Source organism: Microtetraspora niveoalba (genome assembly GCF_001570405.1).
Taxonomy (GTDB): Bacteria; Actinomycetota; Actinomycetes; order Streptosporangiales; family Streptosporangiaceae; genus Microtetraspora; species Microtetraspora niveoalba.
Genome location: NZ_BBYM01000011.1, coordinates 99,682 through 126,317, shown reverse-complemented (window position 1 = coordinate 126,317; position 26,636 = coordinate 99,682). Strand labels below are relative to the sequence as shown.

The 26,636-nt window shown below is 69.9% G+C and carries 25 protein-coding genes; 22 read left to right on the top strand and 3 right to left on the bottom strand.

Features of this window, described 5'->3' with window-relative positions; genetic code table 11:
* The first annotated feature begins 11 nt into the window (after positions 1-11).
* The 3 genes from AWQ70_RS11905 (at position 12) to AWQ70_RS11890 (ending at position 3,581) form a co-directional block, all read left to right on the top strand.
* Positions 12-659: an L-threonylcarbamoyladenylate synthase gene (locus AWQ70_RS11905; protein ID WP_067174286.1), complete on the top strand. Its 648-nt coding sequence runs from the start codon at positions 12-14 to the stop codon at positions 657-659.
* 178 nt (positions 660-837) lie between these two features.
* Positions 838-3,198, top strand: a complete 2,361-nt coding sequence (locus AWQ70_RS38770) for a hypothetical protein (RefSeq protein WP_157530018.1) — start codon at positions 838-840, stop codon at positions 3,196-3,198.
* Complete coding sequence (locus AWQ70_RS11890) at positions 3,195-3,581, top strand: hypothetical protein (RefSeq protein WP_245646917.1); 387 nt, start codon at positions 3,195-3,197, stop codon at positions 3,579-3,581. Before AWQ70_RS38770 ends, AWQ70_RS11890 begins: the two co-directional genes overlap by 4 nt.
* Positions 3,582-3,659: 78 nt before the next feature.
* Here the strand turns inward: AWQ70_RS11890 and AWQ70_RS11885 are convergent, their stop codons facing one another.
* Positions 3,660-4,121, bottom strand: coding sequence for a class F sortase (locus tag AWQ70_RS11885; RefSeq protein ID WP_157530025.1), 462 nt, complete (start codon positions 4,119-4,121; stop codon positions 3,660-3,662).
* Between AWQ70_RS11885 and AWQ70_RS41130 the strand changes: the two genes are divergently transcribed.
* The 16 genes from AWQ70_RS41130 to AWQ70_RS11815 all read left to right on the top strand — a co-directional run bounded on the left by AWQ70_RS41130 (position 4,060) and on the right by AWQ70_RS11815 (position 16,882).
* A complete protein-coding gene (locus AWQ70_RS41130) occupies positions 4,060-4,326 on the top strand; it encodes a hypothetical protein (RefSeq protein ID WP_169808650.1) in 267 nt (88 codons plus the stop codon). The genes AWQ70_RS11885 and AWQ70_RS41130 overlap by 62 nt on opposite strands.
* 233 nt (positions 4,327-4,559) lie before the next feature.
* Positions 4,560-5,618, top strand: a complete 1,059-nt coding sequence (locus AWQ70_RS11880; protein ID WP_218004502.1) for a glycosyltransferase family 2 protein — start codon at positions 4,560-4,562, stop codon at positions 5,616-5,618.
* On the top strand, positions 5,619-5,783 hold the full coding sequence (locus AWQ70_RS38765) for a hypothetical protein (protein ID WP_157530017.1): 165 nt from the start codon (positions 5,619-5,621) through the stop codon (positions 5,781-5,783).
* A gap of 185 nt (positions 5,784-5,968) precedes the next feature.
* Positions 5,969-7,234: a serine hydroxymethyltransferase gene (gene glyA / locus AWQ70_RS11875; RefSeq protein WP_067174273.1), complete on the top strand. Its 1,266-nt coding sequence runs from the start codon at positions 5,969-5,971 to the stop codon at positions 7,232-7,234.
* Positions 7,235-7,291: 57 nt separating this feature from the next.
* The gene (locus tag AWQ70_RS11870; RefSeq protein WP_084516875.1) at positions 7,292-8,563 is read left to right on the top strand and encodes a glycosyltransferase family 4 protein; all 1,272 of its coding nucleotides are present in this window, start codon (positions 7,292-7,294) and stop codon (positions 8,561-8,563) included.
* Positions 8,564-8,692: 129 nt separating this feature from the next.
* Complete coding sequence (locus AWQ70_RS11865) at positions 8,693-9,115, top strand: Cg1360 family ATP-synthase-associated protein (RefSeq protein ID WP_067174270.1); 423 nt, start codon at positions 8,693-8,695, stop codon at positions 9,113-9,115.
* A 63-nt stretch (positions 9,116-9,178) separates the two neighbouring features.
* On the top strand, positions 9,179-9,394 hold the full coding sequence (locus tag AWQ70_RS11860) for a hypothetical protein (RefSeq protein ID WP_067174510.1): 216 nt from the start codon (positions 9,179-9,181) through the stop codon (positions 9,392-9,394).
* Positions 9,395-9,461: 67 nt separating this feature from the next.
* Positions 9,462-10,253 (top strand): F0F1 ATP synthase subunit A, encoded by a 792-nt coding sequence (gene atpB, locus AWQ70_RS11855; RefSeq protein WP_067174267.1) that lies wholly within the window; start codon positions 9,462-9,464, stop codon positions 10,251-10,253.
* Positions 10,254-10,315: 62 nt separating this feature from the next.
* Complete coding sequence (atpE, locus tag AWQ70_RS11850; RefSeq protein WP_067174264.1) at positions 10,316-10,537, top strand: ATP synthase F0 subunit C; 222 nt, start codon at positions 10,316-10,318, stop codon at positions 10,535-10,537.
* Between the two features lie 29 nt (positions 10,538-10,566).
* Positions 10,567-11,109: a F0F1 ATP synthase subunit B gene (locus AWQ70_RS11845; RefSeq protein ID WP_067174261.1), complete on the top strand. Its 543-nt coding sequence runs from the start codon at positions 10,567-10,569 to the stop codon at positions 11,107-11,109.
* 55 nt (positions 11,110-11,164) lie between these two features.
* Complete coding sequence (locus tag AWQ70_RS11840; RefSeq protein WP_067174258.1) at positions 11,165-11,974, top strand: F0F1 ATP synthase subunit delta; 810 nt, start codon at positions 11,165-11,167, stop codon at positions 11,972-11,974.
* A gap of 23 nt (positions 11,975-11,997) precedes the next feature.
* A complete protein-coding gene (atpA, locus tag AWQ70_RS11835) occupies positions 11,998-13,647 on the top strand; it encodes a F0F1 ATP synthase subunit alpha (protein WP_067174256.1) in 1,650 nt (549 codons plus the stop codon).
* 3 nt (positions 13,648-13,650) lie between these two features.
* On the top strand, positions 13,651-14,553 hold the full coding sequence (locus tag AWQ70_RS11830) for a F0F1 ATP synthase subunit gamma (protein ID WP_067174253.1): 903 nt from the start codon (positions 13,651-13,653) through the stop codon (positions 14,551-14,553).
* A 9-nt stretch (positions 14,554-14,562) separates the two neighbouring features.
* A complete protein-coding gene (gene atpD / locus AWQ70_RS11825) occupies positions 14,563-15,990 on the top strand; it encodes a F0F1 ATP synthase subunit beta (RefSeq protein WP_067174250.1) in 1,428 nt (475 codons plus the stop codon).
* Positions 15,991-16,058: 68 nt separating this feature from the next.
* On the top strand, positions 16,059-16,460 hold the full coding sequence (locus AWQ70_RS11820) for a F0F1 ATP synthase subunit epsilon (RefSeq protein ID WP_067174247.1): 402 nt from the start codon (positions 16,059-16,061) through the stop codon (positions 16,458-16,460).
* A gap of 23 nt (positions 16,461-16,483) precedes the next feature.
* Positions 16,484-16,882, top strand: coding sequence for a DUF2550 domain-containing protein (locus tag AWQ70_RS11815; protein WP_067174244.1), 399 nt, complete (start codon positions 16,484-16,486; stop codon positions 16,880-16,882).
* Between the two features lie 259 nt (positions 16,883-17,141).
* Here AWQ70_RS11815 and AWQ70_RS11810 read toward each other — a convergent pair whose 3' ends face one another.
* Positions 17,142-17,735 carry a cob(I)yrinic acid a,c-diamide adenosyltransferase gene (locus tag AWQ70_RS11810; protein WP_067174242.1) on the bottom strand — a complete coding sequence of 198 codons (594 nt, stop codon included), beginning with the start codon at positions 17,733-17,735 and terminating at the stop codon, positions 17,142-17,144.
* A 359-nt stretch (positions 17,736-18,094) separates the two neighbouring features.
* Here AWQ70_RS11810 and AWQ70_RS11805 point away from each other — a divergent pair, with 359 nt between their 5' ends.
* Entirely contained in the window at positions 18,095-21,529 is a 3,435-nt protein-coding gene (locus tag AWQ70_RS11805; RefSeq protein WP_067174239.1) for a M28 family peptidase, read from the top strand.
* Between the two features lie 6 nt (positions 21,530-21,535).
* Here AWQ70_RS11805 and AWQ70_RS11800 read toward each other — a convergent pair whose 3' ends face one another.
* Entirely contained in the window at positions 21,536-24,448 is a 2,913-nt protein-coding gene (locus tag AWQ70_RS11800) for a helix-turn-helix transcriptional regulator (RefSeq protein ID WP_067174236.1), read from the bottom strand.
* 204 nt (positions 24,449-24,652) lie between these two features.
* Between AWQ70_RS11800 and AWQ70_RS11795 the strand changes: the two genes are divergently transcribed.
* Complete coding sequence (locus AWQ70_RS11795; RefSeq protein WP_157530016.1) at positions 24,653-25,531, top strand: ABC transporter ATP-binding protein; 879 nt, start codon at positions 24,653-24,655, stop codon at positions 25,529-25,531.
* Positions 25,528-26,628: an ABC transporter permease gene (locus AWQ70_RS11790; protein WP_067174232.1), complete on the top strand. Its 1,101-nt coding sequence runs from the start codon at positions 25,528-25,530 to the stop codon at positions 26,626-26,628. The genes AWQ70_RS11795 and AWQ70_RS11790 overlap by 4 nt, the downstream gene beginning before the upstream one ends.
* Positions 26,629-26,636: the final 8 nt, after the last annotated feature.

Genomic DNA, 26,636 nt, shown 5'->3' with positions numbered 1-26,636 from the left:
AGATGGGACGCATGAGCAGGCGCTATGACTGCGCCAAGCAGGGCGAGCGGACTTCGGGGCTGATCGACGCCGCGTCGGTCGTGCGCCGGGGCGAGTTGGTGGTGCTGCCGACCGACACGGTGTACGGCATCGGCGCCGACGCCTTCACCCCCTCGGCCGTGGCGGCGCTCCTGGAGGCCAAGGGGCGCGGCCGGGACATGCCGGTCCCCGTGCTCGTCGGCACGGTGCGCGCCGCGACCGCCCTGGTAGAGGACCTCGGCCCGTACGGACAGGACCTGGTGGACGCGTTCTGGCCCGGGCCGCTGACGCTGATCTGCCGGGCCAACCGTTCGCTCTCCTGGGACCTGGGCGACACCAAGGGCACGGTCGCCGTCCGGATGCCGCTGCACGCGATCGCGCTCGACCTGCTCAAGGAGACCGGCCCCATGGCGGTTTCCAGCGCCAACCGGTCCGGCGCCGCGCCCGCCACGACGGCGGAGGAGGCCGAGTCGCAGCTCGGCGATTCGGTCGCCGTCTATCTCGACGGCGGCAAGTGCGCCGACGAGGTACCCTCCACCATCGTGGACCTGACCAGCGCGGTGCCCCGCGTGCTGCGCAAGGGGGCGCTTCCCGTCGACAAACTGCGCGGCGTCGTCAGCTACATCGCCACCGGAGACTGACCCGCCCGAGCCTGGGGTGGCCCGAGGCTGACCGATCACGAGGCTGGGACCCGATGCCGGGGGCGAGGCTGACTGACTTGAGCAAACCGGGTCAATCATGCCGTCTGGCTATCGAAGGCATGTCGGGCTAACGTCGCGGTTACGGTAAGTGCGCCGATGTCTTCGTGGAGGCGTGCCCATGCCCAAACTGGACGGGATGGATCCGAAGCTGGTCCGCGAACTGCTGGCCCACGTCAAGCAGGCCGCGAAACAGATGGACTCCGTCGAGGCCCAGGTCACGCGGCTCACGCGCGCCGCCGGCGTCGCCGTACAGACGACGCACCGCCCCGCCCAGGTGGCGGACGACTGCGGCGCGATGGTGAAGGACGTGAGCGCCCGCCTCGACCTTCTGGAGAAGAAGGAGAAGCAGTCCTCCGGGGCGGGCAGGCCCGTGTCGTCGGCTTCCTCCCAGGGGGAACGCGACATCACGAGACCGGCGGACGATCCCAAGGACGAGGCGTCCAAGAAGACGGACCACGACAAAGGGGAGCATTCCGGCAAGGGCTCAGACTCCGGCAAGGCGTCGGGGTCGGACAAGGGCACGCACGGCGGCTCGGACGATCCGGAGCACAAGAAGCCGAAGGCGTCCGGCCACGACACCGGCAAGAGCACCGACGTCGAGCGCGACATCACCAGGCCGGCGGACGACCCCAAGGACAGCACGACCAAGGAGTCCGGAAAGGACTCAGGCAAGGAGTCGGGCAAGGAGACCGCCAAGGAGCCCGGGAAGGACTCGGGGAAGGAATCCGCCAAGGAGTCCGGCCACGGTTCGAGCGCCAAGGAGGCCGACGGCCGGGGGAGTGCGGACCACCCCGCCAAGGACGGCGAGAAGGCCAAGGACCACGCCCCGAAGTCCGGAGGGTCCTCCGGTGGGGCCAAGGCGACCGAAGAGCCGGTCCGGGTGGACGTAGCGTCCAAGGACATCGCCCGACACGTCTCCGGGGACTCCGCGCCGAAGGTGGCCGTCGACAACCCCCATCCCGACGCCGTCTACGACACATGGACCGGCACCGACACCGGGCACGCGTCCACAGGCCCGTCCACGGGCTCCGCCTCCCCTGGGACCACCACCGCTCCACCCGGCACCGTTCCCGTCAGTACTGGCAGCATCCCGTCCCCCGGTGTAACAGGGGCCGTGCCGACCGGTGGCGATGTGACCGGTGGGGTTCTTCCCGCTGGTGGTAATCCGTCGGCAGACGTCCACGCGGGTGGGGTTTCAACAAGCGGCATGCCAGCGGCCGGCGGAGTGTCCGCGGGCACGACCGGTGACGTGTCTTCAGGCGCGCCTTCCGTCGCAGGCGCTACCGGCACGAGCGTTGGCGGCGCCGACGGGGCGGCCACGACCGCTCCAGTAACAGGCGGCGTCGGGGGCGGCGAGAGCACGGTTTCCCATGGTGGAACGACTTCGTCCCCGAGCCTCGGCGTGCCCACCTCCGACGTGACGGGAGCAGGCGGCGGCACCGGTGCCGTAGCGTCCGCAGGGGCCACCCACGATGCCTGGGGCAGCTCGATCAGCGGTGCGGCGAGTGGTGCTTCATCGACGGCGACGACTTCCGGTGGCGCTGCGGCGGGTACAGCCGGTGGAACGGCCGGGGGTGCTCCAGGTGGTGCGACTGTCGGCGCCGATGTCGTGACGGGACCAGCCGGGACATCGGACGCGGCGTCCGGTACGACCACTACCGGTGCGGCATCTACTGGTACGACGGCCGTTGGCACAGCGGGCACCGACACGGCGGCTACCGGAACGACCGCTACGGGCACGACGGGCACTGGTACAGCGGGCGCTGACACGGCGGCTACCGGTACGGCACCTACTGGCGCAGCGGGCACTGGTTCGGCGGCTGCCGGGGTGGCGGCGCACGGTGTCTCCGGCGGAGGGGACGGGGCGTCGGCCACCGGCGGTGCGGGGCTTCCGAGGGACGACTCCCAGATCATCGACACGCCGTGGAAGGACCACCCGGACGACATCGACCAGACCGTCGGCCGGCAGGTGATCGTGGTGGACGGCGTGAAGGTGGTCTCCACCCCGATGAACCACGTCGCCGACGTTTCCCTCACGTCCGTGGACGGAAGCGCGGCTCATGTCCAGCCCGCCGACACGCACGCCACAGCCGGTGCCGGGGCGGCGGGGGGCGTCGCGGGGGCCGGTGGCGAAGGCGCCCGGGGCGCGGGAGCGCACGAGCCGAGCGTCCAGGGAGCTCAGGAGACGAGGGGCGAGGGAGCCCGGGAGACGAGGACTCAGGGGGTTCAGGGGGCTGCCGCCAAGACGCCGGGGCCGCATCCGGACGGCCCGCCCGGGTACGTCGAGCCGCTGGAGCCGACCAGGCGGACCGTCCGCCAGGAGGGGCTCGCCCCCGGAGATCCCCTCGGCGACTACGTGGGAACGGCGGAGGACAACGTCACGGAGGACCCGTTCGCCACGGGCGGCGGTGAGGCGATTCACGGCACGCCGGAGTCGGTGGAAGCGGCGAGTGCCAAGACCAAGGGAGGCAAGACGTGATCTACGGGGATCCGCCCGCGCCGGCTCCGCTCCAGCCGGGCGAGACGCCGCCCGCGCCGTCGGCCACGGATCTGCTCGCGCCCGGCGGCCAGCACACCACCTGGGTGTTCAATCCCGAGTACCAGCGGCTCGTCGACCTGTGGCTCCGGGTCCTGCCGCTGATGGAGCAGCTCACCCGGTCGCTGGACAAGCCGTACGAGATGGCGCGGAGCAACGACGTCTGGGACGCGCCGGTGGCGAAACGGTACGTGGACGACGTCGGGGAATGGCGCAACCGTCTGGCGATGTACCGGCAGGCGGTGCTGACGGCGATCAGTGACCAGGCCGCCGACACGCCGCGGTGGATCCCGAAAGGCGTCGGCGCGCCCCGCGCGTTCTCCTGACATCCCTGGAACGGCGCCCACGTCGGCCCGTCTCCTGAGCAGGCCCACCTGAGCGGCACTGGGTGACCGGCGAGATGCTCACTGCTGAGACACCAGGTGGGCGTAGACGATCACGTTGTTGAGATAGTGCCCGCTGTCCCGGTCGAACGACCCACCACAGGTGATCAGCCGCAGGCCTGGAAAATCCGTCATCTCATACACTTTGGCGGTCGGAAAGCGATCTTTTCTTACGCTTTCCAGGGAGTCGACGCTGAATGTCGCCTTGGTCCCGTCCTGTCGGGACACCTTCACGGTGTCGCCCGGCCGCAGGTCGCCGAGGCGGAAGAAGACACCCGGTCCCTTCTTCGAGTCCACGTGCCCGACGATCACGGCCGGCCCGGTCGCTCCCGGCGCCGGGCCGAGGCGGTACCAGCCCGCCTCGTCCACTCGGGAGAGCGGCGGCACCTCCAGCGTGCCGTCCGGGTTCTTGCCCAGCTTCATGAGGCTCGTACGCACGCCGATCCTCGGGATCTCCAGCCGTACGGGAGGCGAGGCGGACATCGCCTTCGCGGCCGTCGGCGCCGGTTCGGCGGCCGGTGACGACGCCGCCGGGGTGGCCGCACTCGGCGGCGGGGCGGGCGGCAGCGGCTGGTCGGCGCCGGAGGAAAACGCGAGCGCGAATGCGGCGGCGGACGTCGTGACCAGGGCGAAGGCGATGATCCCGCCTGCAATCCGGCGCCGAATCACAATGCACCGGCATTCATAGTTTCCTGTGAGTTAAGTAACAGGACGGGCGACTGTCTCATAGGTCACAAATGTACCTTTAAGATCATATGGAACGGTCTACAGAATTGTTCGGGACGGTCAACGATGGTTCGGGCGGGGATCCGGCGCGCCCCTCGTCACAAGCGGCGCCGTGGAGCCGAGGGCGGCGCACACGATGAGCCCGGCCGCCATCGGCCGTCCTCGCGGGCGGACAGAGGTCGCGACCTGCCTCCGGTGGACGTCTCCGAGATGCGGGTCATCGTGCTCGTCCCCGCCCACAACGAGGAAGACCAGGTCGCCGAGACCATTCAGTCGCTCCACCTCCAGCAGCGCAGGCCCGACAGGATCATCGTCATCGCCGACAACTGCACCGACGCGACCGAGGAGATCGCTCGATCGCACGGCGCCGAGGTGATCAGGACCGCCGGCAACCGGCACAAGAAGGCGGGCGCGCTCAACCAGGTGCTGGAGATGCTGCTGCCGACCCTGGACGGCCGGTACGCGGTGCTCGTCATGGACGCGGACTCCGCGCTCCACCCCGGCTTCATCCACAACGCGGTCATCAGGCTGGCGCCGGGGAGACTGGCCGCGATCGGCGGCACGTTCACCGGCAAGCCCGGTGGCGGCATCGTGGGCATGTTCCAGCGAAACGAGTACGCGCGTTACGCCAGGGACGTGCGCAGGCTCGAGGGAAAGGCCCTGGTGCTGACCGGTACGGCGACGCTGTTCCGGGCCCTCGCGCTCAAGGAGGTCGTGTCCGCCAGGCGCGCCGGCCGTCTGCCCGGACGCGACCAGGTGTACGACGTACGCGTCCTGACCGAGGACAACGAGCTGACCCTGGCCCTGCTGCATCTGAGGTTCCGCATCCTCTGCCCCGCGGAGTGCACGCTCACCACGGAGGTCATGGAGACCTGGGCGGACCTCTTCAAGCAGCGTCTCCGGTGGAAGCGCGGGGCGCTGGAGAACCTCACGGACTACGGCTGGACGCGGGTGACCCTGCCCTACTGGGGCCGCCAGTTCCTGTCGCTCCTCGGCATCATCGTGATCTTCGCCTATCTCGGCGCGACGGCGTGGTCGATCGCCGTCGCGGGTGGACTGGCGATTCATCCCCTCTGGCTGGCGGTCACGGTCATCTTCGTGATCGAGCGGGTCGTGACCGTCAGGAGCAGGGGCCCCAAGCAGATGGTGATCGCGGGCCTGCTGCTCGTCGAGATGGTTTTCGACGTATTCCTGCAGATCGCCCAAGCGAAAGCCTTCTGGGACGCCGCATGGCGTAGAGAAAGGAAATGGTAAATGTACAACAATCCCCCTGTCGGCGGTGTGGCCGCCGGTTTTGGAGGCGGCGCGCTGTCGGCTCCCTTCATGGGCTGGAACGCTCTATGGATAGCGCTCGGCGTGTTCACGCTGGTCTCCGCGGCCGTCGCGATCAAGCGGATCATCCCGAAGCGGGAGTCGTGATCGCCGCCCGGTGACAGCCGGTCGTGTTTTACGAGAAAGGCCCGCCACGACAATCCCCAGGAACTCCGCCGCGATTTCCCTGATACTCGGTAGAGCTTCCGTAAAGCCCGCTGAGGGCGGTCGTGGCGGGCATTTCCGGGCTTACATTGGGAGAACGGTCGTCCCCGCGATGTGAGCCCGGTTTCATGAATGAGACGCAACCGTTCTACGGACCCGACTTCTCCCAGCTTGCGCGGCAGGATCCGGAGGTCGCGCAGCTTCTCCTGGACGAGCTCGCCCGGCTGCGCGGCGGGCTCCAGCTCATCGCGGGCGAGAACCTCACCTCACCCGCCGTGATGGCGGCCCTCGGCTCGACGCTCACCAACAAGTACGCCGAGGGATACCCCGGCAGCCGGTACTACGGCGGCTGCGACGTGGTCGACCAGGCCGAACGGCTCGCCATCGACCGGGCCAAGCGCCTGTTCCGCGCCGAGCACGTGAACGTCCAGCCGCACACGGGGGCCTCGGCCAACTTCGCGGCGTACGCGGCGCTGCTCCAGCCGGGCGACACCGTCCTAGCCATGGAACTGCAGCACGGCGGCCACCTGACGCACGGCTCCAAGCTCAACTTCTCCGGCAGGTGGTTCGACGTCGTCTCCTATGGGGTGCGACGCGACAACGAGCTGATCGACTACGACGAGGTGCGCGACCTCGCGCTCAGGCACCGCCCCAAGATGATCATCTGCGGCGCGGCGGCGTACTCCCGGCTGATCGACTACGCGGCGTTCCGGGGGATCGCCGACGAGACCGGCGCCTGGCTGCTCGTGGACGCCGCGCACACGATCGGGCTGATGGCGGGAGAGGCGGTCCCGTCCGCGGTGCCGTACGGGGACGTGGTCACGTTCACGACGCACAAGACGCTGCGCGGGCCGCGCGGGGGCGCGATCCTGTGCACCGCCGAGCTGGCGCAGCGGATCGACCGCGCGGTGTTCCCGTTCACGCAGAGCGGTCCGCTGATGCACTCGGTGGCGGCCAAGGCGGTCGCGTTCGGCGAGGCGCTGCGGCCCGAGTTCCGCGCGTACGCCGCCGGAGTGGTGGAGAACGCGGCGGCGTTCGCCGAGGCGGTGGCGTCCGAGGGGCTGCGCCCGGTCTCGGGCGGCACGGACACCCACCTGGTCCTGCTCGACGTGCGCGGCGCCGGGGTGACGGGCGCGGAGGCGGAGGGGCGCTGCGAGGAGGCGGCGATCACCCTCAACCGCAGCGCCATCCCGTACGACCCGGAGCCGCCCACGGTCACGTCGGGCATCAGGGTGGGCACCGCGTGCGTGACGACCCAGGGCATGGGGCCGGGGGAGATGAAAGAGATCGCTTCAGCCGTCGTGCAGGCCGTGTGCAACCCTGGTGCTATAACGTCAGTGATCGAACGGGTAAGGGCGCTGACCGCCACGCATCCGGCTTATCCCGGCGAATGAGGCGATTCGTGGCCTTTTCCCGTCACAACTGGTCCGCCCAAGCGAGAAACTAGGTCCGTGCGCGAATATCTGCTCCTGGCGCTCGTCACGGCCGCGGTCACCTACCTGCTGGTGCCTCCGGTCCGGGTGTTCGCACTGCGCATCGGCGCGGCGCCCGAGGTGCGGGACAGGGACGTGCACAAGGTGCCGATCCCCAGGTTGGGGGGCCTCGCGATGTTCGGCGGGATGGCCGCCGGGCTGCTGCTCGCGACACACCTTCCCTACGTCGGAGGCGCGCTCGCCACCGGTCAGGCGGGGCAGACGGTGACGGCCCTGCTGGTCGCGGGCGGCGTGATCGTGCTGACCGGCTTCCTCGACGACTGGCTCGGCATGGACGCGCTGGTCAAGCTGGGCGGGCAGATCGCGGCGGGCGGTCTGCTCGTCTACTTCGGGATGTACCTGCCCTGGCTGCCGCTGCCCAAGGACATGGGCGGCTCGACCGGGCTCGACGCCAACCTTCGCACGATCATCACGATCATGATCGTGGTCATCGTGATCAACGCGGTCAACTTCGTGGACGGCCTGGACGGGCTCGCGGCGGGCATCGTGGGCATCGGGGCGCTGGCGACCTTCGCGTACTCCATCGCGCTCTCGCAGAACAGCAGCGGGTCCCGCATCAACGTGACGGCGGCCATCGCGGCGATCCTGATCGGGATGTGTCTGGGCTTCCTGCCCCACAACTTCAACCCGGCCAAGATCTTCATGGGCGACACCGGGGCGATGCTGATCGGGATGCTCCTCGCCACCTCGCTGATCACGATCATCTCGTCGGTCGACTCGGGCGCCATCGACCGGATGAACAAGTTCCCCGTCGTGCTGCCGCTGCTGTTGCCGATCGCGGTGATGGTCCTGCCATTACTGGACCTGGTCATGGCGGTGGTCCGCCGCACGTCCGCCGGCCTGTCGCCGTTCGCGCCCGACCGCGGCCACCTGCACCACCGGCTGCTCGACATCGGCCACTCGCAGCGCCGCAGCGTCCTGATCATGTACGGCTGGACGTTCCTGTTCTCTTTCACGCTGGTCGGCCTCGCGATCGGCGGCGTGCCGCTGATCCTGTTCCCGCTCACCGTCGTGCTGGCCGTGGCCGTGCTGATCATGATGGCCTCGCCGCGGTGGAGGTCGCGCAAGGGTGGGCGCCGCCAGCGCGGGTCGCGCGGCAAGGGCGAGCCGGGGCCGGGCGGAGCGGGCCTGCCGGGCGGCGGCCCCGGCGGATTCGGATCCTCCGGCCCGTCGGACCCGGGTACGGCCGCCGCCAGCGCGACGACGGGCACGCGCACCACGACCTTCTGACCGCCGCGCGAACCGGCAGGTAAAGGCAGCCCCCGCTGAGCTTGTGATAGCTTTCACTAGCAGGGATTTCACATGCTGGAATCTCTCAGGAAGCAATCGCTCGCTTGACAACCGGTTCATGGAGTTCCGATGCAGGCCAACGACGTGCGCGTGCTCAAGGGTGCCGCCATCCCCGCCCTCGCGGTGGGCCTGGTCGCCGTGGTCGTCGCGGTGATCCTCGCCGGTGTTCAGGGCGCGCTCGGCGCGTTCATCGGCGTCGCACTGGTCGCGGTCTTCTTCACCGTCGGCCTCGTCGCCGTCTCGTGGGCCGGCCGGATCTCGCCGCAGATGATGATGCTGGCCGCGATCGCGAGCTACGCGGTCAAGGTGCTGCTCATCATGGCCCTGCTGAAGGCCTTCGAGAACGCGACCGCCTTCAGCCCGCGCGCGTTCGCGCTCACGGTCGTGGCGTGTACGGTGGCATGGACGGTGGGCGAGATGCGCGGGTTCATGAAGTTGCGCCTGCTTTACGTCGAGCCCGAGGCCGGGGTTTCCGGGCAGGGACACCCGTGACCCGCGTCATGGCGCAGTCCGATATGACTAGTCCGCTCCCTGCCTGCTATCGTCGTGCCCGCGATGAGCGATATGGAGCGCAGCCCCGAGCAGGACGGCCGCGACTTCGCCAATGCCGCCTGGTCGATTCCCAGCTATCTGATCTCGGGAATGATTATCTGGGGCGGCTCCGGCTGGTTGCTGAGCCGTTGGACGGGCGTGCACGCCTTCATTCCCGTCGGCATCCTCATCGGGGTAGTGCTCGCGATCTACCTCGTCTATCTGAAGTACGGTCGCTGAACTCAGCCGACGGTCACCCCTCTGGGCAAGCCATCCTGATCCATCTCCACGTTGAAGGGAACGCCGCGTGAGCGCGCTGACGGTTCTCGCCGCCGACGAGTTCAAGGCCCCGGGGCTTGAACTGTTCGACTTCCCCACGCTCTGGGCGGGGGCGCCCTTCTGGCTGACGAAGCCGGTGCTGCTCGCGGTCCTGAGCTCGCTGGTCGTCATCGCCTTCTGCTGGTCGGCGTTCGGCAACCCCAAGCTGGTGCCGCGAGGCATGCAGAACGTCGGCGAGTACGGCTACATGTTCGTGCGGGATCAGGTGGCACGCCCGTTCCTGGGCAAGGACGCCGACCGCTACATGGGCCTGCTGCTGAGCCTCTTCTTCCTGGTCTGGATCTGGAACCTGATGGGTGTCATCCCCGTCCTCCAGTTCCCGGTCGCCTCGCACATCGCCTTCCCCGTCGTGCTGGCGCTGGTGGTCTACGGCATGAAGATCTACCTGGGCATGAAGCACCAGGGCGCTCTCGGCTACTTCAAGAACATGATGTTCCCCCCGGGGCTGCCCAAGCCGATCTACTTCCTGCTGGCTCCGATCGAGTTCCTCTCGAACATGATCGTCGCCCCCTTCACGCACGCGGTGCGACTGTTCGCGAACATGTTCGCCGGTCACATCATCATTGCGTTCTTCAGCATGGTGGGCTTCTGGTTCCTCTTCGAGAAGCTGACCCCGCTCGGAGCGCCGGTGGGAGTGCTGGGTGTCCTCATGACGATCGCCATGACCGGATTTGAGCTGTTCATCCAGTTCCTGCAGGCCTTCCTGTTCGCGCTGCTCGCCGCCATGTACATCGGCGGCTCCCTGCACGCCGAGCACTAAGACCCTTCCCACTAGTCCAGACCGGTGACACCCTGCACCGGCCGTCCAGTAAAGGAAAAGCAATGAGCGTTCTCGCTGAGGTCTCCGGCAACATCGGCGCCATCGGTTACGGCCTGGCGACCCTCGGCCCCGGCATCGGCGTCGGCCTCATCTTCGGCAACGGCCTCCAGGCCATCGCGCGTCAGCCCGAGGCCTACGGCCTGATCCGGCAGAACATGCTTCTCGGCTTCGTTCTCGTCGAGGCCCTCGCGCTGATCGGCCTCGTTGCGCCGTTCATCTACTGACGGAAGACCCCTGACGGAAGGCTGCATCCATGAAAGCGGCAGCTACGCTTCTCGCGGCTGAGGGCAACAGCCCCATCATGCCGCACATGTACGAGCTCGTCGTCGGCGTCTTCGCGTTCCTTCTCGTCCTCGTCGTCGTCGGCAAGATCCTGACGCCGCGCATCCAGAAGACGCTGAACGAGCGCACGGAGGCGATCGAAGGCGGCATCAAGAAGGCCGAGGACGCCCAGGCCGAGGCCCAGCGCACGCTGGAGCAGTACCGCGCCCAGCTCGCCGAGGCCCGCCAGGAGGCGGCCCGACTGCGGGAAGAGGCGCGCGAGCAGGGCGCCCGGATCAAGGCCGAGCTCCGCGAGGAGGCGCAGGAAGAGGCGCGTCGCCTCATCCAGGCGGCTCACGCGCAGATCGAGGCCGACCGGCAGCAGGCCATGGCGCAGCTGCGCGGTGAGATCGGTCGCCTGTCCACCGAACTCGCCGGCCGCATCGTGGGTGAGTCCCTGGAGGACGAGGCCAGGCAGCGCCGGGTCGTGGACCGGTTCCTCGAGGAGCTCGAGGGAACGCAGGCGGTCCACTGATGACGCGGCGAACCCGACGCGCTGAGCGCGGCGAAGGAGGGGCGGTGATCGGCAGATGAGAGGTCTGAGCAGGACCTCGCTCGCCGAGGTCGAAGAGCGGTTCAACAGCGTGGCCGGGTCCGCGGACCTGGGCACGCTCGCGGACGAGCTCATCGCGGTCGCCGGCCTGCTCGACCGCGAGCACGGCCTGCGCCGCGGCCTTTCCGACGCGGCCCGCCCGGCCGCGCAGAAGGCCGACGTCGTGCGGTCGCTGCTGTCGGGCAAGGTGAGCGCGGCGACGATGGAGACCGTGGTCGCCTCCGCCGAGGCCAAGTGGTCCCGCCCGGGCGACATGGCCGACGCGCTGGAGCGGCTTTCCGTGATCGCCGCCTCCGCCGAGGCCGAGAGCCAGAGCCGGCTCGACGACGTCGAGGACGAGCTCTTCCGCTTCGGCCGGATCCTCGCGGCCAACCCGGAACTGCGGCGCACGCTGAACGACGCCGCCGTGCCGGGCGACCGCAAGCGGGAGCTGCTCACCTCGCTGCTGTCCGGCAAGACCGCGCCGACGACTCTTCGGCTGGTCACCCAGCTCGCCGCGCACCCGCGAGGACGTAGCCTGGAATCGGGCCTCGACGAGTACGGCTGGATCGTCGCCCAGCAGCGGGAACGCCTGGTCGGAGTGGTGCGCAGCGCCGTGCCGCTCGACGAGACCCAGAAGCAGCGTCTCGCCGCCTGGCTTCGCGGCACGTACGGACGTGACGTCCACCTGAACGTCGAGGTGGACCCCAAGGTGCTCGGTGGCTTCTCGATCAGGATCGGCGACGACCTGATCGACAACACCATCGCAGGACGTATCGAAGAAGTACGCCGCCGGTTGGCCGGCTAGGCGAATAGGGAGACAGAAGAGAGATGGCGGAGCTTACGATCCGGCCGGACGAGATCCGGGACGCGCTTGAGCGCTTCGTCCAGGCGTACGAGCCGGAAGGTGCCGCGCGCGAGGAGATCGGGACCGTCGTCGACTGTGGCGACGGCATCGCCCATGTCTCCGGCCTGCCCTCGACGATGGCGAACGAGCTGCTCGAGTTCGAGGACGGCACGCGTGGCCTGGCACTGAACCTGGACGTCCGGGAGATCGGTGTCGTTATCCTGGGCGACTTCAGCAAGATCGAGGAAGGGCAGCAGGTCCGCCGCACCGGCGAGGTCCTCTCCGTTCCCGTCGGCGACAACTACCTCGGCCGCGTGGTCGACCCGCTGGGCAACCCGCTGGACGGCAAGGGCACGATCGAGGCCGAGGGCCTGCGCGCCCTGGAGCTGCAGGCCCCCTCGGTCGTGCAGCGCCAGCCGGTCAAGGAGCCCCTCGCCACCGGCATCAAGGCGATCGACGCCATGACCGCGATCGGCCGCGGCCAGCGCCAGCTGATCATCGGTGACCGTGGCACCGGCAAGACCGCGATCGCCGTCGACACGATCATCAACCAGAAGGAGAACTGGCTCTCCGGTGACCCGAGCCGTCAGGTTCGGTGCGTCTACGTCGCCGTCGGCCAGAAGGGCTCCACCATCGCCCAGGTGAAGGGCCGCCTCGAGGAGGCGGGCGCGATGGAGTACACCACCATCGTCGCCGCTCCGGCGTCCGACCCCGCGGGCTTCAAGTACATCGCTCCGTACACCGGCTCCGCCATCGGTCAGCACTGGATGTACCAGGGCAAGCACGTCCTGATCATCTTCGACGACCTGACCAAGCAGGCCGACGCCTACCGCGCCGTCTCGCTGCTGCTGCGCCGCCCGCCGGGCCGCGAGGCGTACCCGGGTGACGTCTTCTACCTGCACTCGCGTCTGCTGGAGCGCTGCGCCAAGCTCTCCGACGACATGGGCGCCGGCTCGATGACCGGCCTGCCGATCATCGAGACCAAGGGCAACGACGTGTCGGCGTTCATCCCGACCAACGTCATCTCGATCACCGACGGCCAGGTCTTCCTCGAGACCGACCTGTTCAACGCCGGTGTGCGCCCCGCCATCAACGTCGGTGTGTCGGTCTCCCGAGTCGGTGGCTCCGCGCAGACCAAGGCCATGCGCAAGGTCGCCGGCACGCTCCGTCTGGCGCTCTCCCAGTACCGCGACCTGGAGGCGTTCGCCGCGTTCGCCTCCGACCTCGACGCCGCCTCCAAGGCCCAGCTCGAGCGTGGCCAGCGCCTGGTCGAGCTGCTCAAGCAGCCGCAGTACAGCCCTTACCCGGTCGAGCAGGAGGTCGTCTCCATCTGGGCCGGTACCACCGGTGAGCTGGACGACGTCCCGGTCGAGGACATCCGCCGCTTCGAGAGCGAGTTCCTCGACTACCTCGGCAGCCAGCACAAGGGCGTGTTCGACGGCATCCGCGAGACCAAGGAGCTCTCGGACGACGCGATCACGGGCCTCAAGGACGCGATCACCGAGTTCAAGAAGGGCTTCACGACCTCGTCCGGCGAACTGCTGGTCAGGGACGTGCCGGTCGAGGCGCTCGAGGCCGGCGAGGTCGGCCAGGAGAAGATCGTCAAGCACGTCCGCAAGTCCGAGAAGAAGTAACCCATGGGTGCCCAGCTGAGATTGCTGCGGCGGCGGATCACGTCGGTCAAGTCCACCGCGAAGATCACCCGCGCGCAGGAGCTCATCGCCTCGTCGCGCATCGTCAAGGCGCAGCAGCGCATGCAGGCGGCGGTGCCGTACGAGCAGGAGATCACGCGGGCGGTGTCCGGCGTCGTCAGCAACACGGCGAGCGTCGACCACCCGCTGACCGTCGAGAAGGAGAAGCCGACCAGCGCGGGCGTGCTGATCCTCACCAGCGACAGCGGGTTCTGCGGCGGCTTCAACGCCAACGTCCTCCGTGAGGCGGAGGCCCTGCGGGGCCTCCTGGAGGAGCGCGGCATCCAGGCCGTTCCGTTCGTCGTCGGCCGCAAGGGTGTCACGTGGCACACCTTCCGCGGCCGCGAGATGGGCGGTCGCTGGGAGGGCTTCTCGCGCCGGCCGTCGTACGCCGACGCCAAGACCATCGCCGACACGCTGATCGAGTCGTTCAAGGAGGAGAACGGGATCGACGAGATCCACATCGTCTCCACCGAGTTCGTCTCGATGCTCACGCAGAACGTCGTGGTCAGGCGCATCCTGCCGCTGGAGGTCGTCGAGTCGGAGGCCGAGTCCGACGACACGATCCCGCCGTACTTCGAGTTCGAGCCGAACGCCGCCGAGGTGCTCGACTCGCTGCTCCCGCGGTACGTCGAGTCGCGCATCTTCAGCGCGCTGCTCCAGTCCGCGGCGTCGGAGGAGGCGTCGCGACGCCGGGCCATGAAGTCGGCGACCGACAACGCCAACGAGCTCATCCGCGTGTTCACCATGCAGATGAACCAGGCTCGGCAGGCTGAGATCACCCAGGAAATCAGCGAGATCGTCGGTGGCGCCAACGCGCTCGCTGACGCCGCAGCGGGGAAAGAGTGAGTAACCACAATGACTGTTGAGACCGCCGTGGCCACCGTTGGTCGCGTGGCGAGCGTCAAGGGTCCCGTCGTCGACGTGGAGTTCCCCGTCGAGGCGATGCCGGACATCTACAACGCGCTGAACGTCGACGTCACCATGGGTGGCGAGACCAAGACCCTGACCATGGAGGTCGCCCAGCACCTGGGTGACAACCTGGTCCGGGCGATTTCCATGCAGCCCACCGACGGCCTCGTCCGCGGCGCCGCGGTGACCGACTCCGGCGCGCCGATCTCGGTGCCCGTCGGCGACGTCGTCAAGGGCCACGTCTGGAACGCCCTCGGCGAGTCCCTGGACGTGCCGACCGCGTCGCTCCAGGTCACCGAGAAGTGGGGCATCCACCGTCCGTCCCCGGCGTTCGACCAGCTCGAGTCGCGCACCGAGATGCTGCCCACCGGCATCAAGGTCATCGACCTGCTCACGCCGTACGTGAAGGGTGGAAAGATCGGTCTGTTCGGCGGCGCGGGCGTCGGCAAGACCGTTCTGATCCAGGAGATGATCCGCCGCGTCGCGCTGAAGTTCTCGGGCACCTCGGTGTTCGCGGGCGTCGGCGAGCGCACCCGCGAGGGCAACGACCTCTGGCTGGAGATGGACGAGGCCGGCGTCCTCAAGGACACCGCGCTCGTCTTCGGCCAGATGGACGAGCCCCCGGGCACCCGTCTGCGGGTCGCCCTGTCCGCTCTGACGATGGCGGAGTACTTCCGCGACGTCCAGAAGCAGGACGTGCTCCTCTTCATCGACAACATCTTCCGGTTCACCCAGGCCGGTTCCGAGGTGTCCACCCTGCTCGGCCGTATGCCGTCCGCGGTGGGTTACCAGCCGACCCTGGCCGACGAGATGGGTGTCCTCCAGGAGCGCATCACCTCGACCCGCGGTCACTCGATCACCTCCATGCAGGCGATCTACGTGCCCGCCGACGACATCACCGACCCGGCGCCGCACAACGCGTTCGCGCACCTCGACGCCCAGACGGTGCTCTCCCGTCCGATCTCGGAGAAGGGCATCTACCCCGCGGTGGACCCGCTCGACTCCTCCTCGCGGATCCTCGACCCGCAGGTCGTCGGCGACGAGCACTACGCGGTGGCCCAGGAGACCAAGCGGATCCTGCAGAAGTACAAGGAGCTGCAGGACATCATCGCCATCCTGGGCATCGACGAGCTCTCCGAAGAGGACCGGGTCACGGTCAACCGGGCCCGCCGCATCGAGCGGTTCCTCTCCCACCCGATGTACGCCGCCGAGGCGTTCACCGGCCAGCCGGGCGAGTTCGTGCCGCTGGACGAGACCATCGCCTCCTTCAAGGGCCTCTGCGCCGGTGAGTACGACCACCTCCCCGAGCAGGCGTTCTTCATGGTCGGCGGCATCGAACAGGCCATCGCCAAGGCGAAGGAACTCGAGCGCTAAGACGACGCCTCCGACGCCTGTGCGGCTCCGCGTGAGCCGTACAGGCGTCTATCGAAAGGGAGCCAGAAGTGGCAAAGCTTCGCGTTGGCGTCGTGTCGCCGGAACGTGAGATCTGGTCGGGCGAGGCCGACATGGTGATTGCGAAGACCGTGGACGGCGAGATCGGTATTATGCCGGGACACGCTCCTGTGCTCGGCGTCCTCGTCGAGGGCGGTGTGCTTCGCGTCAAGCGCGGTGGCGAGAGCGACCTCGTCGCCGCTGTTCACGGCGGGTTCATCTCGGTCGCGAGCAACGATGTGTCGATCCTGGCCGAGGCGGCCGAGCTCGGCTCCGAGGTCGACGTCGCGGCCGCGAGGGACGCCCTCCAGAGGGCGCAGTCCTCGATCGAGGCCGGCCAGGAGGACGCGGACATCCGGCTCGCGGCCAAGCGTGCCAGAGCCCGGCTGCGTGCGGCCGGGGAAGAGGTTTGATTCTTGTGTGAAGGAGGGCGGCGATGACGGCGCTGGACGTTCTCGCAGGCGTATCCCTTGTCGCTGCCCTCCTCGTCGTACGCGGTGTCGCCCTGGCTTTCAGCCGGGGCACTGTCGTCTGCCGGGTACGCACGGGAAACCAGGGCTGGAAAGCCGGAGTAGCCCGCTACGCCGGGGGAGAGCTCCACTGGATCCCGTTCTTCGGACTCCGCCTGAGGCCGCGCCACGCAATCGCGAGGCGCGGCCTCACGGTTTCCCGGAGGAGAAGGCTCGGCAGCGGCGAGGGACCGGAAGGCTACTGGGCCGTCGAGTTCTCCGCGGAGCGCGGCCCGTTCGTCCTCGCCATGAGCGAGGACGCCCTGACCGGCTTCCTCGCCTGGCTCGAATCCGCCCCACCCAGCGCCTACCTCGACGCTGCGTAGCTTATTTGCGCTCGCTTCGCTCGCGCGGGCTCGGGGGCGCCTTCAGTCGGTGTCTTCCCTCGTCACTCGGGACTCGTTCCTCGCCCGCTCGTTCCTCAGTCCAGACACCGCCGCGCCCCTCGCGGAGTCGCTCACCCCTCGCGGGGTCGCTCGTCCCTCGCTCCCCACTCGTTCCTCAGGCCAGACACCGCCGCGCCCCTCGCGTGATGGCCGGGCGCCGTAATCGTTGATGGTGCTCGCGCGGGCTCTCGGGGCGCCTTCAGTGGCGTGAGGCGCCGGGGACCCAGAGGATCTCCTGGCCGGCGGCGGCGACGCGGCACAGGATGAACAGCAGGTCCGACAACCGGTTGAGGTACTTCGCGGCGAGCGGGTTCACGTCGTCGTGGGCCTCGAGCGCGGCCCAGGCGGACCGCTCGGCCCGGCGGACGGTCGTACGGGCGAGGTGCAGGAAGGCGACGCCCGGTGTGCCGCCGGGCAGGATGAAGCTGCGCAGCGGCTTCAGGTCGGCGTTGAACCGGTCACACTGCTCCTCCAGCCAGGTGATGTAGGACTCCTCCACCCGCAGCGGAGGATATTCCGGGTTCTCCTTGACAGGAGCGCACAGGTCGGCGCCGAGGTCGAAGAGCTCGTTCTGCACGCGGCGGAGGACGGCCGGGATGTCCCCGGGCAGCTCTTTGGTGGCGAGCGCGACGCCGAGCGCGGCGTTGGCCTCCTCCACGTCGGCGTAGGCGGCCAGCCGGGGATCGGTCTTGGTCGTACGACTCATGTCGCCGAGAGTGGTGGTCCCGTCGTCACCGGTCTTCGTGTAGATCTTGGACAGGACGACCGGTTTGTCGTTGTCAGCACGCGTCATACCGGCCAGCGTAACGGTGCGCCCCCGGCCGTCCGGAGGCGCGATCCTCGCTCTCGGGGGGCTCCCCCCTGCCCGCGGTCTCACGTTCGGACCGCACGCGCCCCGTCATGGTTCGATCACCGTGACCAGGGCCGGCGAATTATCGGTATCGCTTACCGATGCCCATACGGATTTCCACGCGGCGGCACGGCGCTTAGCGTCTGGCGGCAACGAGGTGCGAAACCGTTCGCTCACCTCGTCGTCATGTTCTTTCACCCCCCGATTCCCCGTCTCGTCACCGCGTGCCCCCGGCCCGCGCCGTCCGGCGCGGGCTCACCGGTGGCCGGGCCCGGGGAAGCCGCCGAAAGGAGCACGACAGCGTGAAACGCTTACTCGCGGCCGCCGTCGGCGTGGCGACCGCCGCGTCGATGGCTCTGCTGGCCTCACCCGCCGGCGCCGCCCCTCCCGGACCCGGGAAGGACCGGTACAGGGCCCCCGAACGAATCACCGCGGACCCGGCGGTGGTCGCCGCCGCGGACCCGGCGTCGCTCGCCGCGGCGGTGGCGGACAAGGCCGTCGCCAACGGGCTCGACGACCTCGGCAGGGGACCCGACGAGGCGTACCGCCGCACGGCGGTGACACCGAGCGCGGGCGACATGTACTTCGTCGCCTATGAGCGCACGTACAAGGGACTGCCGATGGTCGGCGGCGACGCGGTCGTCGTGACCGATGCCGCGGGGCACGTCCGCGACACCGTGGCGGCGACGGGACCGATCAAGGCCGCCGTGCCGACCAAGCCCGAGATCAGCGCCACCCGGGCCGTCGAGGCGGCGAAGTCCAGGCTGTCCCGCGTGGACGACTCGGCCGAGCCGCGCCTGGTCGTGCTGGCGTGGGGCGACAAGCCGCGGCTCGCGTGGGAGGCGACCGTCTCCGGACTGGCCGACGGCAGGCCCAGCGTCCAGCACGTCTTCGTGGACGCCCGCACCGGCGAGGTCGCCGACTCCTACGACCTGGTCCGCGAGGGCACGGGCAACGGCTACTACTACGGTCAGGTCACCATCGGCACGAGCGGTTCGGGCACCTCGTACTCGATGACCGACACGAGCAGGCCCGGCATCCAGTGCGGCGGCCAGACCGGTTCGGCCTACACCGGCACCGACGACGCGTGGGGCAACGGCTCGGGCACCAACCTGGAGACGGCCTGCGTGGACGCCCTCTACAGCGTGCAGCGCGAGTGGGACATGCTGCGCGACTGGCTCGGCCGCAACGGCATCAACGGCAGCGGCAGGGGCTTCCCGGCCCGCGTCGGGCTCAACGACGTCAACGCGTACTGGAACGGCAGCTACACCAACTTCGGCCACAGTCAGGACAACGCCCGGCAGGCGACCCCCATCGACGTCGTCGCGCACGAGTTCGGCCACGCGATCTTCCAGACCACGTCGGGCGGCGCGGGCTCCGGCAACGAGAACGGCGGGCTCAACGAGGCCACCGGCGACATCTTCGGCGTGCTGACCGAGCACTACGCGAACAACCCGAACGACCCGCCGGACTACCTGGTCGGCGAGGAGGTCGACCTCGTCGGCGACGGCCCGATCCGCAACATGTACAACCCGGGCGCGCTCAGCGACCCGAACTGCTACTCGTCCTCGATCCCGAACACCGAGGTCCACTCGGCGGCCGGGCCGCTGAACCACTGGTTCTACCTGCTCGCCGAGGGCAGCAACCCCGGCGGCGGCAAGCCGTCCAGCCCGATCTGCTCCGGCGGGCCCTCGTCGGTGACCGGCGTCGGCATCCAGAACGCCGGCAAGATCTTCATGGGCGCGCTGAACCGCAAGACGTCCACCTGGCGCTACACCAACGTCCGCGCCGCGTCCGTGGCGGCGGCCATCGAGCTGTTCGGCGCGAACAGCCCCGAGTGCACCACCACCAAGGCGGCGTGGAGCGCGGTCAGCGTGGCCGCGGCGTCGAACGAGCCCGCCTGCGGCACCGCCACCGGCGACTTCTCGCTCACGCTCACCCCGACGTCGGGCAGCGCGCAGCCCGGCGGGCAGGCGACGGTCACGGTGAACACGCAGACCACCTCGGGCTCCGCCCAGACGGTCACCCTCTCCGCGTCCGGCCTGCCCAGCGGCGTCACGGCGTCCTTCAACCCGTCGTCGGTGACGTCGGGCGGCTCCTCGACGCTGACGCTGTCCGTCGGCTCCTCCACCGCGCAGGGGTCGTACCAGATCACGGTGACGGGGACCGGCTCGACCTCGCACAGCACCACGTACGGCCTGCAGGTGGGGCAGGGGCCGGGCGGCAGTGAGCCGCCGGACGTCAGCCTCACCAACGTCAAGAGCCATCTGACGCAGTTCCAGACCATCGCCACGAGCAACGGCGGCAACCGCAGGTCCACCGGCAACGGCTACCTGCAGTCGGTGCAGTACGTCGAGGACAAGCTGAAGGCCGCCGGCTACACCGTGACCAGGCAGAGCTGCACCTCGCGCTGCACCAGCGGCGCGGGCCCGAACCTGATCGCCGACTGGCCGGGCGGTGACGAGAACCAGGTCATCATGTCCGGCGCCCACCTCGACAGCGTCTCCGCCGGACCCGGCATCAACGACAACGGCTCGGGCTCGGCCGCCCTGCTGGAGGTCGCGCTCACCCTGGCGAGCAAGAACCCCGATCTGGCCAAGCATGTGCGGTTCGGCTGGTGGACCGACGAGGAGCAGGGCCTGAACGGCTCCGCGTTCTACGTCAACTCGCTCAGTTCCACGGAGCGGTCGAAGATCAAGGTCTACTACAACTACGACATGGTGGGCTCGCCCAACGGCGGCTACTTCATCAACAACATCACCACCACCGGCGCGCAGTACCTGAAGGAGTTCTACGACAAGCTGAGCCTCCAGCCCGAGGAGAACACCGAGGGCGCCAACCGCTCCGACGACGCCTCCTTCAGCAACGCGGGCATCGCCAGCTCCGGCGTGGCGGCCGGCGCGAGCGACACCAAGACGACGGCGCAGGCGGCCAAGTGGGGCGGCACGGCGAACCGGGCGTACGACTCCTGCTATCACTCCTCGTGCGACACCACCAGCAACATCAACGACACCGTCCTCGACCGGGCGGCCGACGCGGCCATGTACGCGGTCTGGAAGCAGTCGGTCGGCACCACCACGCCGCCGACGCGCGACTTCTCGGTCTCCGCGAACCCGGCGGCCGGCACGGTGAACGCGGGCGCGCAGGCCACCTCCACGATCGGCACGACCACCACGGCGGGCACCGCGCAGACGGTGAACCTCTCCGCGAGCGGCCTTCCGACGGGAGCAACGGCCTCGTTCTCCCCGCAGTCGGTGACCTCGGGCGGTTCGTCCACCCTGACGATCTCGACCTCGGCCACCACGCCGGCCGGCTCGTACACGGTGACGGTGACGGGCACCGGTGAGACCGGAACCCGCACCACCACGTACGCGCTGACCGTTCAGGGCACCACGGGCGGCAGGACGTTCACCAACAACACCCGCGTCGCCATCCGGGACTGGTCGAACGCGCAGAGCACGATCACCTCGACGGCGTCGGGCGCGGCGGTGTCGCCGGTCAAGCTCTCCCTCACCATCAGCCACGCCTGTGCCGAGGACCTGGACATCTGGCTCCGCGGGCCCAACGGCACCTGGTACGTCGTGGACGCCTACGGCGGCACCACCTGCACCCCGTACGGCACCAGGACCTTCTCGGTCCCGGTGAACCAGAACGCGTCCGGCACGTGGGTGCTCGACATCGAGGACGTCTACCTCGGTTACCAGGGCACCCTGGACTCCTGGAGCATCACCCTCTGACGCCGGCTAGTAGTCGGTCGCGGGCCCCGGCCGGTCGTCCGGCCGGGGCCCGCGCACGTCGTTGCGGGTGCGTACGCCGAGCTTGCGCAGCACCCGGGCGACGTGGGTGTCCACCGTGCGGCGGGACAGGAACAGCACCTCGGCGATCTCCCTGTTGGTGCGGCCCAGGGCCACCAGCCTGGCCACCTCCGCCTCCCGGGGGGAAAGGACGCCGTCGCCCGCCTTCCTGGTCCTGCGCGCGGGTCCGGCCGCGCCGATCTCCCGAAGCAGGCGACGGCAGCGCGCCGCGTCGCGGGTGGCGCCGAGCGCCTCGTACCGCTCGGCCGCGCCGGTGACGAGCCCGGCGGCCTCCTCGCGCTCGCCGAGGCCGAGCCGGGCGCCCGCCTCCGCCTCCGCGGCCCGCGCGGCCGTGTGCGGGCGGGGCATCCCCTCGTAGGCCGCCCTCGCCCGCGCGTAGTGTTCCGCCGCCTCCTCGCGCCCGCCCTCGTGCTCGGCCAGCAGCCCGCGGGCCAGGCGGAGCGCCGCGTGCGCGGCCGGCGCCGTCCTGCCGTCGATGCCCGCCGCGTACTCCGCCACCAGGGCGGCCGCCTCGTCCCCGCGCCCGGCCCTGAGCAGCGCCGCCACCGCCGGTGGGACCACCTGGTCACCCCACACCCACACGCCCTTGCGCCGCAGCCGGCTCAGCGCCCATTCGGTCTCGTACAGCGCGGTGTCCAGCGCGTCGCGGGTCAGATGCAGCTGGATCAGGCCGGCGGACGCCGGCATGGTCGCGGGCATGAACTCCCCGCCCCGGTCGCGCAGGCCCGTCGCTTCGAGCTGCTCTCCGGCCTCCTGCCACTCGCCCCTGGCCAGCGCGAGCATACCCAGCACCAGCCGCGCCTCCACGGCGAGCAGCGGCGCCTCCACCGCTACCTCCACCGCCACGGCCGCGCGCTCCCGCAGCCCCCTCCACCGTCCGGTGAGCCAGTCGAACCTGATCGCCGACATATCCAGCATGTACATCGTGTAGAGCGCGCCGCTCTCGTCGGAGATCCTCCTGCTGTCGGCCGCGAACTTCTCGGCCGCGCGATAGTGACCGAGTGCCATCGCCGCGTCGCACAGGTTCGAGTACGCCCGCGCCGCCTGCCTGCGGACCGCCGCCGACGGATGGCTCTCCGGCAACGCGGAGGCCAGCGTGAACGCGTCGGGCGAGCCCACCAGCATGGCCATGCTGACCTTGTTGGCCCGGACGGCGGCCGCCAGCTCGGGGTCCTGGTCCTCGACGGACGCGAGCAGCCTCTCCGCCTCGTCCATCCACGCCTCGTGGTCGGCCAGCGGCTCGCCGCCGAACGCGGGCAGCCCCAGCAGGGCCAGGCCGCGGGCGGCCAGATTGGGCCGGTCGCGCAGGTCGGGCAGCGAGGCGAGGATCTCCTGCCGTCCCGCCGCGTTGGCGCCCGCCTGGTTCGCCAGCAGCACGCCCAGGTTGAGCCGCACCTCACCGCGGACGTGGCGGGACAGGAAGTCGTCCGACAGCAGGTGCCGCAGCAGCCGCACGACACGCCGGTACGACAGGCCGATCACGGCGACCCTGCTCAGCCGCAGCGCGAGCGGACCGCGGGCGTCGCGCGGCAGCTTCGGGTCGGCCAGCATCCCTTCGAGCACCTCGACCGCGAGCGGCGCGTCCCCGACGGCGGCGGCGTGGCCGGCGGCCGCCTCACCGTGGCGCTGCCAGGCGTCCAGGTCGCCCGCCCGCCTGGCGTGGTAGGCGAGCTGGACCAGCGGCGGCGGGTCGAGCGCGGCGAGCGCGGCCATCGCCCGCCGGTGGATGGGCCCCCGGTCCGGCCCGGGGATGGCGTCGTAGGCGGCCTGCTGGGCGAGCGCGTGCCTGAAGCCGTACTGGCCGTCGGGGCCTTCGATCAGGACGCCCGCCCTCAGCGCCTCCGACAGGCCGCTCTCGTGGGCGTCCGCGTCCGGTCCCTCCACTCCGGACACGGCGGTGAGCAGCGGTTCGTCGGCGGGCGTCCGGAGCACGGCCGCCGCGCGGACGGCGCGCAGGGCGGCGGGGGAGAACCCGGCGAGCCGCTCGGTCATCGCCTCGCGCAGCAGCAGCGGCACGGGGATGCGGTCGAGCATCTCGGGCGCCTCCTCGCCGCCGGGTAACCGGCCCTCGTCGTCGAGCAACGAGCGCACCACCTCCTCGATCACGAACGGCACTCCGGCCGTGCGCTCGTGCAGCCTGGCGGCGAAGTCCTTCGGCACCTGGGCGCCCCCGAGCAGTGCGCTGGTCAGGCTGCGCACGGCCTCGACGTCGAGCGGGCCCAGTGAGATCACCTCGCTGCGCACGCCGGGCCGGCGGCGGTAGGCGTGGCCGAACGGCAGGCCGGGCACGGGCAGGTCCTCCCTGCGGAACGTCACCACCAGCGCCAGCCCCTCGGGTGGCTGGTCGGTGAGGAAGCGCAGCAGGTCGCGCGTGCCGTCGTCGGCCCAGTGCAGGTCCTCGACGACGAGCACCGCGGGCGCGGCGGCGGCGAGCAGCGCGTGCACCGCGCGGAACAGCCGGTGCCGCTCGGCGTGCACGTCGTCGAGCGGCGGCGGCGCGGGGACGGGCGGCAGGTGGCCGGTGAGCTCCGGCAGGTAACCGCGCAGAGCCCCCGTCACCGGGTTGAGCCGGTCGCCGGCGGGCAGCGCGGCGGCGGCGTGGCGCAGCGCGTCGAACACCGGACCGTACGGGAACGGCTCCCTGAGTTGGTGGCAGTGGCCGAGCAGCACGGTGCGGCGGTCGGCTCGCAGCCGATCGATCGCCGTGTGGACCAGGCGGGTCTTGCCGATGCCCGCCTCACCCTGGACCAGGATCACCGCGGGTGGGCTGCCGGCCACCCGGAGGAGGGTCCGTAACTGCGCGTCGCGGCCCACCTGGGCCGGGGAGGCAGGGCCGGTCATGGGCGGCTCCATTACAGTGCGGGTCTACTCCCCCTGTCGGAACTCAGTTATCCAATATCGATCAAGCATGGTCAACCGTCGTGTGTCCCCGGAAGCCCGGCATGTGGCGGGTCGCCCTGCCGCCCGGCGATATGACAGATGTCATCCGGAAGGGCTGATATCGACGTCTTCTGGAAGGCGGCCGGCCGCGAAATGATCGGTCGCATGTTGGAGACTCAGGAACTGCGCAAGACGTTCGGGACGGGCAAGGTCGCCCTGGACCGGGTGAGCTTCGCCGTACGGCCGGGCGAGATGTTCGGGTTCGTCGGGGCGAACGGCGCGGGGAAGACGACCACGATGCGGATCGTGATGGGCGTCCTCCAGGCCGACTCGGGTGAGGTCCGCTGGAAGGGGGGCCCGCTCGGCTTCGCGGAGCGGCGGCGGTTCGGCTACATGCCCGAGGAACGCGGCCTGTACCAGAAGATGAAGGTCGCCGAGCAGATCGAGTACTTCGGGCGGCTGCACGGCCTTTCGGCGGAGGCGGCGGGGAAGGCGACCGGCGAGCTGGTCGAGCGGCTCGGGCTGACCGAGCGTACGAAGGACGCGGTCGAGTCGCTCTCCCTGGGCAACCAGCAGCGGGTGCAGCTCGCCGTGGCCCTGGTCCACGATCCGGACGTCCTCATCCTGGACGAGCCGTTCTCCGGGCTCGACCCGCTCGCGGTGGACGCCCTGGCGGAGGCGCTGCGCGAGCGGGCCAGGGGCGGCGTGCCGGTGATCTTCTCCAGTCACCAGCTCGACCTGGTGGAGCGGCTGTGCGACTCGGTCGGCATCATCTCCGCCGGGCGGATGGTCGCGAGCGGCACCGTGGACGAGTTGCGGACCGCCGAGGGGCGGAAGCTGCGGGTGATCGTCGCCGGCGCCGAGCCGGGGTGGGCGGAGGGCCTGGCCGGCGAGCTGACCGTCGAGGGCGACCGTCAGGTGCTGGTCACCGATGACGAGGACGACCAGCGCGTACTGCGTGCCGCGATGCGCGCGGGGCGGGTCGAGCACTTCGGGGTGGAGCGGCCGACGCTCACCGAGATCTTCAAGGAGGCAGTGGCGTGAACGGACTGTTGCAGGTGGCCGGGCGCGAGGTCCGGACCCAGGTGCGTTCGAAGGGGTTCATCGTCGGCCTCGTCATCATGGTGCTGCTGGTCGGGGCGGTCTCGTTCGCGCCCAAGGTCATGGGCGGCCCGGACTCGTACCGGGTGGGTGCGGTGGCCTCCGAGCGGCTGCCGATCTGGGGCGACACCGAGGTCGAGTGGAAGGACTACGCGGACGAGGGCGCGGCCAGGAAGGCCGTGCTCGACGGCGACGTGGACGCCGCGCTCGTCGGCGGCACCAGGGTGCTGACCGACGGCGCGATCGACGACGAGCTCGGCCTGCTGCTGCAGAGCGCCCACCGCGAGGCCCAGATCGGCTCGGCCGGGGTCACGATCACGCCGCTCGCGATGGAGTCCGTCGGCGCGGACACGCGCTACCAGAAGACCCGTTCCGGCATCGCGGTCGTCCTGGTGATCATCCTGTTCATGCTGGTCATCGGTACGCCGATGATGGTCGCGATGGGCGTGGTCGAGGAGAAGAGCAGCCGCATCGTCGAGATCCTGCTCACCTCGCTGCGCCCCTGGCAGCTCCTCGGAGGCAAGATCGTCGGGCTCGGCTTGGTCGGTCTGATCAACCTGGTCGCGGTGGTCGCCGCCGGACTGGTGGGCGCGACGGCGTCCGGGCTGGCGGTCGACTTCCCGCCGGGGATGGCCGGGATCGTGGTCGGCGTGCTCGTGTGGTTCGTGCTCGGCTACCTCTTCTTCGCGGCCTTCGCCGCTGCGCTGGGGTCGCTCGTCTCGCGGCAGGAGGAGGTCGGCAACGTGCTGACCCCGATGACCATGACCATGATGGTGACGTACGGCGTGGCGTTCTACTCGGTCAGCTCTCCCACGGGGACCGTGGCCACGATCGCGTCGTTCGTCCCGCCGTTCTCGTCGATGGTCATGCCGGTGCGGGCGGCCGCGGCCGAGACCCCCTTCTGGCAGGTGGCGGTCTCCGGCGTCGTGATGGTCATGGCCGTCGTGGGCGTCACGCTGCTGGCCGCCCGGATCTACGAGCGCGCGGTGCTGCGGACCGGCGCGCGGATCCGCCTCCTCGATGTCGTCAAAGGCCGATAAAGTGGAGT